Annotated in this window: 16 protein-coding genes; 3 read left to right on the top strand and 13 right to left on the bottom strand. The window is 64.5% G+C overall.

Translation table 11 applies throughout. The annotated features are described in order from the left end of the window. Positions 1-177: 177 nt before the first annotated feature. The 9 genes from flgJ to flgB all read right to left on the bottom strand — a co-directional run bounded on the left by flgJ (position 178) and on the right by flgB (position 7,580). Positions 178-1,065: a flagellar assembly peptidoglycan hydrolase FlgJ gene (gene flgJ, locus AT395_RS00545; protein WP_042113589.1), complete on the bottom strand. Its 888-nt coding sequence runs from the start codon at positions 1,063-1,065 to the stop codon at positions 178-180. Position 1,066: 1 nt separating this feature from the next. Continuing rightward, entirely contained in the window at positions 1,067-2,236 is a 1,170-nt protein-coding gene (locus AT395_RS00540) for a flagellar basal body P-ring protein FlgI (protein ID WP_042117561.1), read from the bottom strand. Positions 2,237-2,244: 8 nt separating this feature from the next. Then, complete coding sequence (locus AT395_RS00535; protein ID WP_042117563.1) at positions 2,245-2,967, bottom strand: flagellar basal body L-ring protein FlgH; 723 nt, start codon at positions 2,965-2,967, stop codon at positions 2,245-2,247. A gap of 42 nt (positions 2,968-3,009) precedes the next feature. Then, on the bottom strand, positions 3,010-3,792 hold the full coding sequence (gene flgG / locus AT395_RS00530) for a flagellar basal-body rod protein FlgG (RefSeq protein ID WP_042113591.1): 783 nt from the start codon (positions 3,790-3,792) through the stop codon (positions 3,010-3,012). Positions 3,793-3,859: 67 nt separating this feature from the next. After that, positions 3,860-4,603, bottom strand: a complete 744-nt coding sequence (locus tag AT395_RS00525; protein WP_042113592.1) for a flagellar basal body rod protein FlgF — start codon at positions 4,601-4,603, stop codon at positions 3,860-3,862. 40 nt (positions 4,604-4,643) lie between these two features. After that, positions 4,644-5,900 (bottom strand): flagellar hook protein FlgE, encoded by a 1,257-nt coding sequence (gene flgE, locus AT395_RS00520; RefSeq protein ID WP_048628370.1) that lies wholly within the window; start codon positions 5,898-5,900, stop codon positions 4,644-4,646. Between the two features lie 74 nt (positions 5,901-5,974). After that, positions 5,975-6,706 (bottom strand): flagellar hook assembly protein FlgD, encoded by a 732-nt coding sequence (flgD, locus tag AT395_RS00515; RefSeq protein ID WP_048628371.1) that lies wholly within the window; start codon positions 6,704-6,706, stop codon positions 5,975-5,977. A 23-nt stretch (positions 6,707-6,729) separates the two neighbouring features. Next, complete coding sequence (gene flgC, locus AT395_RS00510; protein ID WP_042113595.1) at positions 6,730-7,134, bottom strand: flagellar basal body rod protein FlgC; 405 nt, start codon at positions 7,132-7,134, stop codon at positions 6,730-6,732. A 5-nt stretch (positions 7,135-7,139) separates the two neighbouring features. Then, positions 7,140-7,580 (bottom strand): flagellar basal body rod protein FlgB, encoded by a 441-nt coding sequence (gene flgB / locus AT395_RS00505; protein ID WP_042117565.1) that lies wholly within the window; start codon positions 7,578-7,580, stop codon positions 7,140-7,142. Positions 7,581-7,988: 408 nt separating this feature from the next. Between flgB and flgA the strand changes: the two genes are divergently transcribed. The 3 genes from flgA (at position 7,989) to AT395_RS00490 (ending at position 9,943) form a co-directional block, all read left to right on the top strand. Further along, positions 7,989-9,023 carry a flagellar basal body P-ring formation chaperone FlgA gene (gene flgA, locus AT395_RS00500; protein ID WP_072632731.1) on the top strand — a complete coding sequence of 345 codons (1,035 nt, stop codon included), beginning with the start codon at positions 7,989-7,991 and terminating at the stop codon, positions 9,021-9,023. Positions 9,024-9,149: 126 nt separating this feature from the next. After that, positions 9,150-9,488 carry a flagellar biosynthesis anti-sigma factor FlgM gene (gene flgM, locus AT395_RS00495; protein WP_053086337.1) on the top strand — a complete coding sequence of 113 codons (339 nt, stop codon included), beginning with the start codon at positions 9,150-9,152 and terminating at the stop codon, positions 9,486-9,488. Then, positions 9,485-9,943: a flagella synthesis protein FlgN gene (locus tag AT395_RS00490; protein WP_042113598.1), complete on the top strand. Its 459-nt coding sequence runs from the start codon at positions 9,485-9,487 to the stop codon at positions 9,941-9,943. The genes flgM and AT395_RS00490 overlap by 4 nt, the downstream gene beginning before the upstream one ends. A gap of 120 nt (positions 9,944-10,063) precedes the next feature. Here AT395_RS00490 and AT395_RS00485 read toward each other — a convergent pair whose 3' ends face one another. Genes AT395_RS00485 through flhA form a run of 4 tightly spaced genes read right to left on the bottom strand, consistent with a single transcriptional unit; the run spans position 10,064 to position 15,041 of the window. Further along, complete coding sequence (locus tag AT395_RS00485; RefSeq protein WP_042113599.1) at positions 10,064-10,792, bottom strand: RNA polymerase sigma factor FliA; 729 nt, start codon at positions 10,790-10,792, stop codon at positions 10,064-10,066. A 37-nt stretch (positions 10,793-10,829) separates the two neighbouring features. Continuing rightward, a complete protein-coding gene (locus AT395_RS00480; protein WP_048628372.1) occupies positions 10,830-11,684 on the bottom strand; it encodes a MinD/ParA family ATP-binding protein in 855 nt (284 codons plus the stop codon). Continuing rightward, entirely contained in the window at positions 11,677-12,939 is a 1,263-nt protein-coding gene (gene flhF, locus AT395_RS00475; RefSeq protein WP_048628373.1) for a flagellar biosynthesis protein FlhF, read from the bottom strand. Before flhF ends, AT395_RS00480 begins: the two co-directional genes overlap by 8 nt. Next, positions 12,936-15,041, bottom strand: coding sequence for a flagellar biosynthesis protein FlhA (flhA, locus tag AT395_RS00470; RefSeq protein WP_042113601.1), 2,106 nt, complete (start codon positions 15,039-15,041; stop codon positions 12,936-12,938). Before flhA ends, flhF begins: the two co-directional genes overlap by 4 nt. Between the last annotated feature and the right edge of the window lies 1 nt (position 15,042).

Below are 15,042 nucleotides of genomic sequence, written 5' to 3'. Positions count from 1 at the left end.
ATCTCGCGGCTTGAGTTGGAGGCACGCCCCGCGGCCAAGGGCCCGCTCGCGTACCGTTACCGATGTGTTTACGGCAGTCCGGCGGCAATATTGAGGCCGCCGCGCCAGGTGATTTCGTCCCGTTTTCCGTACTGCGCGCCGGCAGGGCAACGGCCCGCCGCCCTGTGCGCCTCGCGCTCAGGCGAAGTGCTTCATGATCTTCATGAGCTTGCTGGCGTATTGCGGATCGGTCGCGTAGCCCGCGCGCTGGAGGTTGGTGGCAAAGCTCGCCGCGTCATTGGCGCTCGCCACGACCGACGCGTAACGCGGGTTGTTCGAGATCAGATTCGCGTAGTCGTTGAACGCTTCGTCATACGAGCGATAGGCGCGGAACTTGGCCATCACCTTGCGCGGCTGGCCGTTCACGTACTCGGTCGTGGCGACCTCGACGGTCGGGCCGGTCCAGTTCTTGCCCGCCTTGATGCCGAACACGTTGAAACTCGTGCTACCGTCGCTACGACGGATTTCGCGCTTGCCCCAGCCGGATTCGAGCGCCGCCTGACTCAGCATGAACCGCGCCGGAATGCCGCTCTGTGCGCTGGCGTTCTGCGCGGCCGTGGCCATGCGGTCCACGAACTCGCCCGCAGCAGCCGGCGCCCCGTCGGCTACACCGATGGCATCGGCCGTATTGAAGGCACGCCCCTGAAGCGACTGCTGACGCCCCACAGCGGCAGGCGGCAACGTGGTGCCGGTGTTGGCGAGCTGCTTGAGCATCAGATCCGCCAGACCGATGCCCTTGTGCGACGCGAGTTGCTGGGCAAGCTGATCGTCGAGCATGCCGTTGAACATCTTCTCCTGATCGCTGCCGAGCAGGCCGCCGGACATGGTGGCCTCGCGCATGCTCTTCATCATCATCTGCGTGAAGACGGCCTCGAACTGCTTGGCAGCCTGTTGCGTGGCTTGCGGCGTTTGCTGGTGCGCGGCGGCGCGCAAGGCGGTGAGGCCCTGCATGTCGTACGTGGCGCGCTGCGTCAGATCGGGCAGGTTCTTGCCCGCTGCGCCAGTAAGTCGGTTGCCGTCGGCCATATCAGATGATCTCCAGATCGGCGCGCAGGGCGCCCGAGGCCTTCATGGCCTGCAGAATCGACATCAGGTCCGCCGGACTCGCACCCAGCGAGTTCAGCGCCTTAACGACATCGGCGAGGTTGGCGCCCGCTTTCACCATCTTGAGCGCGTTGTTCTCCTGTTGGACGGAGATCTGCGAATTCGGGGCCACCACCGTCTGCCCGCCCGAGAACGGCGCCGGCTGACTTACGTTGTTCTGCGTGTCGATGACCACCGACAGGTTGCCGTGGGCCACCGCGCATTGCTGGATCGTCACGTTCTGGTTCATCACGACCGAACCGGTCCGCGCATTGATGATGACGCGGGCGGCCGTATTGTCCGGCTTCACTTCCAGACTTTCGAGCTGTGCCAGAAACTGCACGCGCGCGGCCGGGTCTGTCGGCGTGCGCAGCAAAATCACGCGGCCGTCGAGCGCCTGTGCGGTGCTGTAACCGAAGCGCCGGTTCACGGCGTCGACCACGCGCTGCGCGGTCGAAAAGTCCGTGGCGTTCAGTTCCATCTGCACGGTGCCCGGCTGGCCGCCCATGGCCGTCGGTACGGCGCGCTCGACGATGGCGCCATTCGGAATCCGGCCCGACGCCAACTGGTTGATGGTCACGCTCGACCCGTTCGCCGACGCGCCGGCGCCGCCGATCAACAGGTTGCCCTGAGCGAGCGCGTAGACCTGACCGTCCGGCCCCTTGAGCGGGGTCATGAGCAGCGTGCCGCCGCGCAAACTCTTGGCGTTACCCATCGAGGACACCACCACGTCGATGGCCTGGCCGGGGCGCGTGAATGCCGGCAGCGTGGCCGTCACCATCACGGCGGCCACATTCTTCAACTGCATGTTGGTGCCGGGCGCAACGGTAATGCCCAACTGCGAGAGCATGTTGGTCATGCTCTGCACGGTGAACGGCGTTTGCGTGGTCTGGTCGCCCGAGTTGTCGAGACCGGCCACGAGGCCGTAGCCGATCAACTGGTTATCGCGCACGCCCTGAATCGACGCCAGCTCCTTGAGCCGCTCGGCGTGGGCTGCCCCCGGCGCCAGCAGCACGCCAGCGCCCGCGCCCGCCACGGCAAGCGTGGCAACGAAGCGACGGACAGCCCGGCGAAGGTGACGGTGTTGGGGCGCGCGGCGCGGCAGGAACGGCATGTTCGACATCAGAAGGGCGAAACGTTGAGGAAGAAGCGTTGCAGCCAGCCCATGGTTTCGGCTTCATTGATGTAGCCCTTGCCACGGTATTCGATGCGCGCATCGGCCACCTGCGTCGAAGGCACGGTGTTCGCGCCCGAAATGGTCTGCGGGGCGACAATGCCCGAAAACTTGATGTACTCCGTGCCCTGATTGATGGCGATCTGTTTCTCGCCGGCCACGGCCAGATTGCCGTTGGACAGCACTTCCATCACGGTCACGGTGATCTGACCGGAGAACACGTTGTTGGCGTTGGCTGCGCCCTTGGCGTCGAACTTGTTTGCGCCGCTCGCATCCAGTCCCTGATTGTTGAGCACGCCACCGATCACGCCCGGCGTCTGATTCAGCGTCAGCGTGCCACTGCCCGCGCGGGTCGTGTTGGCCGCCGAGTTCTTGCTCGCCGCCGTGTTTTCGTTGATGACGATCGTGAGAATGTCGCCAACGTTACGCGGGCGGCGGTCTTCGAACAGCGGGCGATTCGAGTACAGCGGACGGTAGATCGAGCCTTCCGGATCGGCCGCCATCGGCGGGGGCGGCGGGCGCGTGGTCGTGGGTCCGTTTACGACCGGTTCCTGCGGCACGTAGGCGCAGCCCGCCAGACCGCTCAGCGCCGCGGCGGCCACGAGCGCAAGATACCGCGCGTGTCCGGCGCTGCGTTGCGTTGCAGTCGGGGAAGTCGTTTGAGCGGACATATCGACGTTCATTCCTAAGCACTTTCAGCGGCGAACCGCCGCTTACATCTGGGTCAGACGTTGCAGCATCTGGTCGGATGCCGTGACCGCCTTCGAGTTGATTTCATAGGCGCGCTGCGCGGAAATCATGTTCACCAGTTCTTCCACCACGTTCACGTTCGACGTTTCGACGTAGTTCTGATTGAGCACGCCCGCACCGTTGGTACCCGGTTGCGCCACGTTCGGCGCGCCCGAGGCGGCCGTCTCGGCGTACAGGTTATCGCCCAGGCTTTGCAGGCCGGCGTTGTTGATGAACGTGGCGAGCTGGAAGGTACCGATCTGCACGTTGGCCGTGCTGCCCGGTTGCGTAACCGAGACCGTACCGTCGCGGGCAATGGTCAGCGACAGCGCGTTCGCCGGAATCGTGATTGCCGGCTGAATCGGGAAACCCGACGCCGTCACCAGCTGACCGTTGTTGTCGACCTGAAACGAGCCGTCGCGCGTATAAGAGGTCGTGCCGTCCGGCATGAGCACCTGGAAGAAACCGTCGCCGTTGATGGCCACGTCCTTGGCATTGCTCGTCGAGGTCAGGTTGCCCTGCGTGAAGATGCGCTCGGTCGCAGCCGGGCGCACACCGGTGCCCAGTTGCAGACCCGAGGGCAGCAGCGTCTGCTGCGACGACTGCGCGCCGGGCTGGCGGATCGTCTGATACAGCAGGTCCTCGAACACCGCGCGGCCTTTCTTGAAGCCGTTCGTGCTGGTGTTGGCAAGGTTGTTCGAAATCACGTCCATGTTCGTCTGCTGGGCGTTCATGCCGGTAGCAGCGATGTAGAGCGAACGGATCATTGGGTCATTCTCCCCGTGTGCGGTGGCAGTGCGAGGTCGCGGGCGACCTGGGCACACTGCCCTCGCGTTAGCTGAAGTTCAGCAACTGGTTGGCGGTTTGTTCGTTGGTATCGGCGCTCGAGAGCATCTTCATCTGCATCTCGAAAGCCCGTGACTGCGAAATCATGTTCACCAGACCACTGACCGGATTGACGTTGCTGGTCTCGATCGAGCCCCCGACCACCACGACATTCGGATCGACCTGCGCCGGTGCGTTGTTCGCCGTGCGGAACAGACCGTCGTCGCCGCGCACCAGATTGCCTTCCGGCGGATTCACCAGCTTCAACTGCCCCATGACCGCGATGGAGTTGGGCGGATCGCCCTGCCCCAGTGCCGAGAGGGTGCCGTCGGAACCGATGGTCACGGCCGCGCCCGGCGGCACCGCGGCCGGCCCGGCGTCGGTCATCACCGGCAATCCGTGCAGCGTGATCTGGCCGTCGGCCGTCATCTCGAGGTTGCCGCCCCGGGTGTAGGCTTCGCGGCCTTGCGCATCGCGCACGGCCAGCCAGCCCTGCCCCTGAATGGCGACGTCGAGTGCGCGGCCGGTCTGCTGCATGGCGCCCGGCGTGAAGTCGGTGCCCGGTGTCGACGTGGTCACGAACGTACGCGTGCCCGTCGTGCCGTCTGCGCCGCGCACAGGGGTCTGGCGAAACGCTGCGAGCTGGGCGCGAAAGCCCGGCGTCGACACGTTCGCCAGATTGTTGGCGGTGGTCGATTGCTGCTCCATCGCCTGCTTCGCGCCCGTCATGGCGATATAGATCAGACGATCCATCGACACCCTCCGTCCAAGTTACGCATACGCGCCGTCCGCCTTACAGGTTCACCATCGTCTGCATCAACTGGTCTTCCGTCTTGATCGTCTGCGCGTTGGCCTGATAGTTACGCTGCGCAGTGATCATGTGGACCAGTTCCGCCGTCAGGTCGACGTTCGACGCTTCCACGGCGCCGGCTTGCAGCTTGCCGAGGTTGGTGCCGCCCGGCACGCCCACGATCGGAATGCCCGAATCGGCCGACTCCGCCCAGAGGTTGTTGCCCAGCGGAATCAGACCCTGCACGTTGTTGAAGTTGGCGAGGGCGACCTGACCCAGCGTGATCGACTTCGTGTTCGAGTACGTGCCCACGATCGTGCCGTCGGCGTTGAACGTGAAGCCCGTCAGGCGACCCGACGTGTAACCGTCTTGCGTGAGCGTGTTCGGCGTGTATGTGTTGCCGTACTGCGTGGTGCCCGACAGGTTCAGTGTCAGGTTGGCGTTCGACGCGCCGTTGCCGTAGGTGATCGTCGGCAACGTGATCGGACCGGTCACGGCCGCGCCGGTCGAATCCGTCTGTGCAACCAGACTACCGGCCGAGTTGAACGTCATGGTGCCGATCGGGCCGGCGCCGACTTGCGTCGTGCCGTCGACCGAGGCGTACACCGTCCACGTGGCGTTATTGGTCACCGGATCGATGCTCGTCTTCTTGAAGTACAGATTGACGTCGTGCGAATTCCCCAACGAGTCGTAGACCTTGAGCGACGTGGCGTTAGTGTAGGAGTTCGGATCGGTGATCGAGAACGGCGTGGCGTTGACTGCGCTGCGCGAGTCCAGATTGAACTGGCCGGTGATCTTCGTGGTCGCGGTCGGCGCCAGGTCGCCCGTCGGAATCTGCAGATCGACCGGCGAGACGCTGTTGATGATGCCGTTCGGGCCGGCGAGGTAGCCGGTCAGGTGATCCCCGTTGGCGTCGACGATGTAGCCGTTCTTGTCGAGCGAGAACTGGCCGTTACGCGTGTAGGCGATCGTGCCGTTGTTCGACACGCGGAAGAAGCCGTTACCCGAGATTGCGAGGTCGAGCTGACGGTTCGTGACCGTGATGTCGCCTTGCGTGAACTGCTGTGCGACGGTCGACACACGCGTACCGATACCGACCGTGTTGTTGCCGGCACCGAACAGCGAGTTGGCGTAGATGTCGGCGAACTGCGCCTGACCCTGCTTGAAACCGACGGTGGCCGCGTTGGCCACGTTGTTGCCGATGACGTCCAGGTCCTTGGAGGCGGCGTTCAGGCCGCTCAATCCGGTCGAAAATGCCATGGTGATACTCCTGAAATTCGGTTGTCGACGATGTCTGTCGCGATGAAAACGGTTGAGGGCTTACGTCAGATCGGTTACAGGATTTCGCGCACGTCGGAGAGCTTGATGTTCGAGCCCGTGCCGACGTTAAGCAGCGGCGAACCCGTTGTGCTGGCCACCACGCTCTGCACCTGTGCATAGGAGAGCAGCGTCGGCGTCACGGCCTTGCCGTTGGCCGTGGCAGTCACCGTCAGCGTGTACTTGCCGTCCGCCACTGCGGTGCCGGCGTCGTCCTTCGCATCCCACGTAAGGGCCTGCACACCGGCATCGAGCGCGCCGGCGTTGACCGTGCGCACCACCTTGCCGGTGCTGTCCTTGATCTGGATCGTGACGGTGTCGGCGTCGCTCGGCAGTTCGAAGCCGAACGGCGTGGCGGTCTTGGTGACCGTGCCGTCGGTGGCCGTGGTGCTGCCCACACCGATGTTGGTGCCCGGGATCAGCACGCCCTTGCCGACCAGCGCAGCGGCTTGCAGGCTCTGCGTCGAGTTGAGCTGCGAGGTCACCGACGAGAGCGTGGTGTTCAACTGGGTGATGCCCGAGACCGTGCTGATCTGCGCGAGCTGCGAGGTCACCTGCGAGTTGTCCATCGGGTTGAGCGGGTCCTGGTTGTTCATCTGCGCGACGAGCAACTTGAGGAAGCTGTTCTGCAGATCGTCTGCGGAACCGGCCGAGGACTTCGAACTGGAGCTGTTGCTCGCCGTGCCGTTGATCGAATCCAGGAACGACTGCGAGAAATTGGCAGCGTTCGACGTATTGATACTTGCCATTGTTCTGGTCTCCGCGCGGCCCCTTACTGGCCGACCGTGAGGGTTTTGAGCATCAGCGTCTTGGCGGTATTGAGCGCCTCGACGTTGGCCTGATAAGAACGGGAAGCGGAGATCATGTTGACCATCTCCTCCACCGGATTCACGTTGGGCATGGTCACGTAGCCCTGGGCATTGGCTGCCGGATTCTTCGGGTCGTACACGGTCTTGAGCGGCGACGGATCGTCGACCACGCCCGCCACCTTCACGCCACCCACATCGGTGCCCGCCACCGGGTTGACCTGAAACACCACCTGTTTGGCGCGATAAGGCTGACCGTCCGGGCCGGTCACCGACTCGGCGTTGGCCAGGTTGCTGGCCGTAACGTTCATGCGCTGCGACTGGGCCGTCATGGCCGAGCCGGCAACGTCGAAGATGCTCATGAGTGGCATGGCGCTTACCCTTGACTCGTGATGGCTGCCAGCATCGTCTTGATCTGGCTGGACAGGACCGTGAGGCCCGTTTGGTAATGCACGGCGTTATCGGCGAAGTTCACGCGCTCGGCATCGAGTTCGACGGTGTTGCCGTCGACGCTTTGCTGATACGGCACGCGATACAGCAGCTCGGGTCCACCCAGCGGCGGCGCGGTGCTCACACCGCGCGCGGCGATGTGGCGCGACGACGTGCGCGAGAGCGACACGCTCGACTCGGTGGCGAGCTGCTGCTGTGCGCCGCGCTCGACCGCCTGGCTCAATGCATTGTTGAAGTCGACATCGCGAGCCTTGTATCCCGGCGTATCCGCGTTGGCGATGTTCGACGAGATCACCTCCTGACGGTAGGCGCGCATGGCCAGCGCCTGCTGGGAAAATCGCAATGCCGCGTCCAGTTTGTCCATGATCTCGTCTCGCCCGATGCTTGCCTTGATGCTGGGTACTGCACAAGAAATCTGCCCGTGGTGCGCCAGCGGCGCCGGGTCTGCGCAGACGAATCTGGCGGACGCCGCGCGATGCGCAGACGGGGTGTCCTGCCGGGTCCGGAAAAAGTACGGACCTTTTGGCATGCTTCGCATCGTATGCGTACCCCCCGGGATTCAATCGGAGGAATAGGAAGGAGATTGACCGCCATTTCGGGCCATGCCCCGCACGGGGACATCTCTAGAATGGCTTCCTGACGGCACCGGGCGGGGTTCGCCCCCCAGGCACAGGGACACTGCCTGGTGCCGTCGGCTTCACGAATCGACGAGTATCAGGGCAGGTTGAGCGTTGCGCACCCCAACCATCGGGTGACGGCAGCAAGGAGAGTCAGGATGGCAGGCAAATTCGGCAGCGGTCTTGCCAGTGCCCCCCGCGCGCGCCACGCGCAGCGGCAGGGTCTGTGCGCGTCCGTGGGTTCCGGCCTGCGTGTGCTGACGGTCTGCCTGAGTCTGGCCGGCTTGGCAGTTCCGGGCTTCGCGCAAGCTGCCGCCCCCACCGCCGCCGGCATCGCCACCGACCCCGCGGCACAGAACCTCGGCAGCACGCTCGGCCCGGGCGCAATCGTCATCCCCGGCAACAATGCCGTGTCTGGCGGTGTCGCGTCGAACGTACCGAGCGTGGTTCGCCCTGTCACGAGCGCGAACGCCAATCCGAATGGTGCGAACGTCGGCAACGCCGGCGTTGCGAGCGTGAACGCGCAGGCACCCCAGGCCGCTGCGCCTCAGAATTCTCAGTTCCAGAACACCGACGCCATTCGTCAAACCGCCGAACGGTTCCTGCGCGAACAGACGACCGGGCTGCCGGGACGCGTCGCGATTACGGTCGGCGACGCCGTCTCGGATCGCATGCCCGCCTGCCCCGTGCTCGAACCGTTCCTGCCGCCCGGCGCGCGCCTGTGGGGATCGACGACAGTGGGTGTGCGCTGCTCGGGCGAACGCCCGTGGACGCTGTATTTGCAAGCCCGTGTGAGCATCAATGCGACGTACTTCGTGGCCGCACGCCAGATCAATCCGGGCGAGACTATCGGCCCGAACGATCTCTCGCCGCGCCAGGGCGATCTCACGCTGCTGCCGCGCACCGTGGCCACCGATGCCGGTCAGATCGTGGGCACCGTGGCGGTGAACCGCATTACGTCGGGTCTGCCGATCCGCTCCGATCTGCTGCGCAGTGCGATTGCGGTCCAGCAGGGACAGACGGTTCGCGTGGTCTCGCGCGGCTCGGGATTCGAAGTCAGCACCGAAGGTCAGGTGCTGTCGCGCGCCAGCGCCGGCGACCCGGTTCAGGTACGAACCCGCGCCGGACAGGTCGTCAGCGGCACGGTCAAGACAGGCAAAGGCGGCAACATCGAGGTCGAAGTTGCACTTTGAGTAAGCGCTTACTACGCTTAAGTATTCACTGAAAATACCCGGGCACTTGGACTGGTAACTGTATGTTACTTGCCTAAAGTTATGGCGGATAATGCCGTTACACAGGCAGGTTTCTGGGGAAAGCACATGAAAATCGAACCACCCGCCAATCCGTTGACTGGCGTCGGCGCGAACAAGGCGACGGCTGATCGGACGGCCACCGGCGCTGTGAATGCCGACGGCTCTGCCGCCCCTGTGGCGAGCGCCGGCAGCGGCGCGAGCGTGAGCACGAGCGCGCTGTCGTCGGAAATGCGCGCCTTGCAGGCAGCGCTGGCTCAGACGGGCTCGGCAGATATCGACGTTTCCAAGGTAGCCGCGATCAAAGACGCGATTGCCAAGGGCCAGCTCACCATTGATCCTTCCAAGATTGCGGACGGTCTCATTGCGACCGCGCGCGATCTGCTTTCGACGCAATCGAAGTCATGACTACTGATGCCCTGCTGAACGCCCTGTCTGCCGAGACGACCGCCATTGGCGCGTTTTCGGCGTTGCTTGGCGAAGAACAGCAGGCATTGGTCAGCGGCACGCTCGACGCGCTGCCAGAGCTGACCGAACGCAAGACTCGCGCAGTGGCGGAACTCGCAACACTCGGTCGCGAGCGCGACGCACAGCTGGAAGCCCTGGGCTACTCGCCCGACGAGGCTGGCGCCGCGGCCGCCGCCGCAGCCGACGCCCGCATCGAATCCGCATGGCAGGCGCTGCTCGCCGCTGCGTTGGACGCCAAGCGCGCCAACGATACGAATGGCGTGCTCATCCACACGCGTCTGACTTACACCCAGCAAGCCCTGAACGTGCTGTACGGCCCGGAGAAGAACGCGCCGTTGTATGGCCCGGACGGGCGCACCACGCCGCGCTCAAGCGGCGGCAGCGTAACGGCCTGACAGGGTTAGTTCGTCGAGAGCTTCGTGCTCGCGAGCCGGTTCAGGCTCATCCCTAAAAAATTCCTGAGTGGCGCCGAGGCGAGATGCGCAAACGGTCGAGCAACCGTGACCTGATGCCACTCAGTTCGCCGACGTCCACGCCTTTTCACGCAGTGTCGCGCGCAGGCGGGAGATTGCCTGGCTGTGCAACTGGCAAACGCGAGACTCGCTGACTTCGAGCACTGCACCAATCTCGCGAAGGTTCAGCCCCTGCTCATAGTACAAACTCATCAGCAGCTTCTCGCGCTCGGGCAAGTGCTCGATGGCATCGACCACGCCGCTGCGCAGCCCCTCGTCGAGCAGCATCGTCAACGGATCGGCGCCCGGGTCTGAACAGATCCGGTCGATGAAAGGCTCTTCGTCCGCGGCTTCGAAATCTTCGTAATAAATCAACTGGCAGCCATGCACGTCCTGCAACATCTGCTGATACTCGGACAGACCGATCGACATCTCGCCGGCAATCTCGCTCTCCGACGGCCCCCGGCCCAGCCGTTGCTCCAGCCGCTGCACCGCCTGTTCGATCTGACGCGCCGTCTTGCGAATGCCGCGCGACGCCCAATCCAGCTCGCGCAACTCGTCGAGCATTGCCCCGCGAATGCGCTGGCTCGCGTACGTTTCGAACTGTGCACCCTGCGTCTCCTGATACCGGTTCGACGCATCGAGCAACCCCAGCATGCCCGCCTGAATCAGGTCTTCCAATTCCACGCTCGCCGGCAGCTTCGCCATCAATTGCAGCGCCAGACGGCGCACCAATGGCGCGTATTGGGTCAGCGTGTCGTTCGTGTCGACCTTCCCGCGCGCGGTATACATGTTTCCCTCCGCTTCCTCTCGACGCGTGCCGTGACGCTCAGACCGTGTGGGCGCTGAGCGCACCCACACCATGCGCCAGCTCGCTGCCACGATCGGCGCCGAGCGCCGCCGGACCCGTCTCTCGCATCGCCAACGGCCAATGCATCACTTGTGCCGCCAACTGACGATATGCGACCGCCGCCGGTGCCATCGGGAACGCATCGACCACGGTGCGCGTCAGTTGCCGCGCACGCATGACCTGCCGATCCGTCGGCACATGACCGGCCAGTTCCAGCGACACCGCCAGATAGCGGCTCGCCGTCGTTGCCAGATTGCGGCACACCACACGTGCCTCCACATCTTCTGCCCGGTTCACCAGTACCCGGAATTGCGCCAGCGCATACTCGAAATGCGCCTGCTTGATCCACGAATACGCCCCCGTAATCGATGCCGGCTCGCGGCCGAGCACCACCATGACGTCGTGCGCGTGCGCGGCCAACGGGCTGAGCACCGCGCCGGCATGCGTGCAGTCGATGACCACGATATCGGGCTCGCCCGTCGTGAGCAGCGGCAACGCGCGCGACGCATCGATACGTTCGGGATGACGGTGCGCCACCGGCACCAGGATCACGTTGTCGCGCGTGTGAACACGGATCGCCTCGGGCGACACGCGCCCGGCGAGCACGTCGTGAATGTCGCCGCGCAGCGGCAAGCCCAGCGCCGGCGCGGCATGGCCGCTCTCGTCGGCCAGCACGACATCCTGACCGTGATGGGCCAGGGCGCTGGCCAGATTCAGCGCAACACTCGTCTGACCCGCTTCAGGCGCACTCCCCACCACCGCGACGATACGCGTGGCATGGCGCGCCACCAACCGGCGCAGCCCCTCAGCCTGATCGACTACGAGTTTAACCAAAGCAGGCCTCGCCTGAAGGTTGAGCAGGCGCGAACAGCCCGCTGTAGTTGGGATCGACCCCGCGCACTACCGCCAGCAAATCTTCCTCGGCCGGCACGAACGGCGAGCCCGTCACCGGCGCAGAGAGCGCCGTTTCGATCAGGAACTCCCGATCCGCAACGTGCAGATTCTCCGGCACGCGCTGCCCCGTGGAAACGTAATGCACCGGCAAACGGTGACGTATCACCGTATCGAGCACCGAGCCGAGATTGGTCGTCTCGTCGAGTTTCGTCAGGATACACCCGGCGAGATCGCCGCCGCCCTCCTCGCTGGCGCTGCGATAGGCATGCACCACTTCGTTGAGCGTGTCGCCGTGACTCGTTGCATTAAGCAACAGCAGACGCTGCACCGGCGTTTGCGCACCGCACAGCATGGCCACCTGTTCGGGCACCGTACGATCGCGCTGGCTCATGCCGACCGTGTCGATCAGCACCATGTGCTTGTTGCGCAACTCGGTCAGCGCAAGACGCAGATCCGTGGCGTCTTTCACCGCATGCACCGTCACCCCGAGAATCTTGCCGTAGATGCGAAGCTGTTCGTGTCCGCCAATACGATAGCTATCGGTCGTGAGCAGCGCGAGTTTCTCGGCGCCATGGCGCATCACACAGCGCGCCGCAAGCTTGGCCGTCGTCGTGGTCTTGCCCACGCCGGTCGGGCCCATCAGCGCATACACGCCGCCGCGGTCCATCAGTTCGTCTTCGTTCGGCATGATGGGCAAGTTACGCTTGAGCGCGTTCTTCACCCATTCGAGCCCACTCTCACGGTCGCTCCCTTCCGGCAGATGTTCCAGCAGCGCGCGGCCCAGTTGCGCCGAAAATCCGGCAGCGAGCAGTGTGCGCAGAATCTCGCCCTGCGCCGGCGAACGGCGCTGTTTGTCGTTCCAGACCAGCCCCGCGACCTGTTCTTCGAGCAAACCGCGCATGCTCTGAAGTTCACCCATCATGGTCTGGGCGAACGCGCTTGCCGCCGCCGCGTCATGTGTGCCGAGCGCGTGCGTCGTGGCAGCCGGCGCAGGCGCCGCCGGGCGCGGACGCGGCCGGTGCGTCGGCATATCGCCACCCGCCAGCGCGTCGAGATCCTCTTCCGCCAACGCGACGATTTCCACGCCATTGGCCACCGAGCGGTTGGACAACACGACCGCATCGGGTCCGATTTCCTCGCGAATCTGGCGCAGTGCATCGCGGCACGTGCCCGCAAAGAATTTCCGAATCTTCACGCTTGACCTCCGATGAGTGCCGTCATTTTCACGTTCCGTGTGTCAGGCACTTCCGCATACGACAAAACCTTGAGCTGCGGCAGGCTGCGGCGCAGGAAGCGCGAGAGCAGCGAGCGCAGCGGATGTTGAACCAGCAATACCGGCGGCAGGCCCTGGCGCTCCTGACGCGCCACGGCTGCCTGTGTTTCGCGCAACAACGTGTCCGCGAGGCCCGGTTCGAGACCGGTGCCTCCACCCGCGGACAGCGCCTGCGTGAGAATTCGTTCGAGATTGGCGTCGAGCCCCACCACTTCGAGATCGCCGCTGCCCGGGAACACACTCTGCGTAATCGCGCGGCCCAGCGACAGGCGCACCAGCGCCGTGAGATCGTGCGGGTCCTGCACGCGCGCGCCGTGTTCGGCAATGGTGTCGATGATCGTACGCATGTCGCGAATCGGCACCCGCTCCTCGAGCAGGTTCTGCAACACCTTTTGCAACGTGGTGAGCGCAATGGTCTTCGGCACCAGATCTTCGATGAGCTTGGGCGCGTCTTTGCCAATGCGTTCGATGAGCTGCTGCACTTCCTGACGCCCCAGCAGTTCGTGCGAGTGGGCATTGATCAGGTGATTCAGATGCGTGGCGACGACGGTGCCGGCATCGACCACCGTGTAACCGTACGCCTGCGCCTGATCGCGTTGCCCGACATCGATCCAGATGGCCGGCAGGCCGAAAGCCGGGTCGCGCGTCGGCGTGCCTTGCAACGGCGCCGTGACCTGCCCCGGATCGATCGCGAGCAACTGGCCCGGATATGCTTCGCCCTCGCCGATGATCACGCCCTTGAGCGTAATGCGGTACTGATTCGGACGCAGTTCCAGATTGTCGCGGATGTGCACCACCGGCGCGAGGAAGCCGATTTCCTGGGCGAACTTCTTGCGGATGCCCTTGATGCGCTTGAGCAACTCGCCGTCCTGATTGCGGTCGACGAGCGGAATCAGGCGATAGCCGACTTCCAACCCCAGCGGGTCGACGAGCGCCACATCGTCCCACGAGGCTTCGGCCACTTCGGCCGGCGCAGTCGCGGCCACCGGCGTGGGGCGCGTCGCCTGTTGCTTGGCGGCCTCGGCCTTGCGGAACTGCCAGCGGGCGAGTGCCCCGAGACCGATCGCCAGCAGCAGGAAGGCGAAGTGCGGCATGCCCGGGATCAGACCCATCAGGCCGAGAATCGCCGCCGTGATGCCCAGCACCCGCGGATTGCTGAACAGTTGCGAGACGACCTGCTGGCCGACGTCTTCGTCGGTCGCCACGCGCGAGACCACGACACCGGCGGCCGTCGAGATCACCAGTGCCGGGATCTGCGCAACGAGACCATCGCCGATCGTCAGCAGCGTGTAGTTCTTGGCGGCCAGGCCGATGTCGAGCCCGTGCTGGACCACGCCGACGATCAGGCCGCCAACGATGTTGATGACCATGATGAGCAGACCGGCCACCGCGTCGCCGCGCACGAACTTCGACGCACCGTCCATCGAACCGTAGAAGTCGGCTTCCTGTGCGATCACCGAGCGGCGCTTGCGCGCTTCCTCTTCGCCGATCAGGCCGGCGTTCAGGTCGGCGTCGATGGCCATCTGCTTACCGGGCATGGCGTCGAGAGTGAAGCGCGCACCCACTTCCGCAATACGGCCGGCACCCTTCGTAATCACCATGAAGTTGATGACCACGAGGATGATGAACACCACGATACCGACGGCGTAATTGCCGCCCACGAGGAAGTGGCCGAACGCCTCGATCACCTTACCGGCGGCGTCCGGGCCGGTGTGCCCTTCGAGCAGCACCACGCGGGTGGACGCCACGTTCAGCGACAGTCGCAACAGCGTGGAGAACAGCAGCACGCTCGGGAACGCCGCGAAGTCGAGCGGCTTTTGCGTGTACATGCTCACGAGCAGCACCATCACCGCGAGGGCGATGTTGAAGGTAAACAGCAGATCCAGGATGAACGGCGGCAACGGGAGGATCATCATGCCCAGAATCATGATGATCAGCACCGGCGCGGCGAGCGACTTCAGACTGCCGCCGAGGAGCAATTGCGACGAGCGCAGCAACTGGTTCGCGCGAGGGTTGAGGTTCATT

It is taken from the genome of Pandoraea apista (assembly GCF_001465595.2).
Taxonomy (GTDB): domain Bacteria; phylum Pseudomonadota; class Gammaproteobacteria; order Burkholderiales; family Burkholderiaceae; genus Pandoraea; species Pandoraea apista.
Note: the sequence above shows the minus strand (reverse complement) of the source record. Positions and strands in the feature narration are given on the sequence as shown.

What these genes read in the sequence shown, in the direction of transcription:
- flgJ (WP_042113589.1), bottom strand. Translation starts at nt 1,065, where the DNA reads ATGGCCGACGGCAACCGACTTACTGGCGCAGCGGGCAAGAACCTGCCC.
- AT395_RS00540 (WP_042117561.1), bottom strand. Translation starts at nt 2,236, where the DNA reads ATGCCGTTCCTGCCGCGCCGCGCGCCCCAACACCGTCACCTTCGCCGG.
- AT395_RS00535 (WP_042117563.1), bottom strand. Translation starts at nt 2,967, where the DNA reads ATGTCCGCTCAAACGACTTCCCCGACTGCAACGCAACGCAGCGCCGGA.
- flgG (WP_042113591.1), bottom strand. Translation starts at nt 3,792, where the DNA reads ATGATCCGTTCGCTCTACATCGCTGCTACCGGCATGAACGCCCAGCAG.
- AT395_RS00525 (WP_042113592.1), bottom strand. Translation starts at nt 4,603, where the DNA reads ATGGATCGTCTGATCTATATCGCCATGACGGGCGCGAAGCAGGCGATG.
- flgE (WP_048628370.1), bottom strand. Translation starts at nt 5,900, where the DNA reads ATGGCATTTTCGACCGGATTGAGCGGCCTGAACGCCGCCTCCAAGGAC.
- flgD (WP_048628371.1), bottom strand. Translation starts at nt 6,706, where the DNA reads ATGGCAAGTATCAATACGTCGAACGCTGCCAATTTCTCGCAGTCGTTC.
- flgC (WP_042113595.1), bottom strand. Translation starts at nt 7,134, where the DNA reads ATGCCACTCATGAGCATCTTCGACGTTGCCGGCTCGGCCATGACGGCC.
- flgA (WP_072632731.1), top strand. Translation starts at nt 7,989, where the DNA reads ATGGCAGGCAAATTCGGCAGCGGTCTTGCCAGTGCCCCCCGCGCGCGC.
- flgM (WP_053086337.1), top strand. Translation starts at nt 9,150, where the DNA reads ATGAAAATCGAACCACCCGCCAATCCGTTGACTGGCGTCGGCGCGAAC.
- AT395_RS00490 (WP_042113598.1), top strand. Translation starts at nt 9,485, where the DNA reads ATGACTACTGATGCCCTGCTGAACGCCCTGTCTGCCGAGACGACCGCC.
- AT395_RS00485 (WP_042113599.1), bottom strand. Translation starts at nt 10,792, where the DNA reads ATGTATACCGCGCGCGGGAAGGTCGACACGAACGACACGCTGACCCAA.
- flhA (WP_042113601.1), bottom strand. Translation starts at nt 15,041, where the DNA reads ATGAACCTCAACCCTCGCGCGAACCAGTTGCTGCGCTCGTCGCAATTG.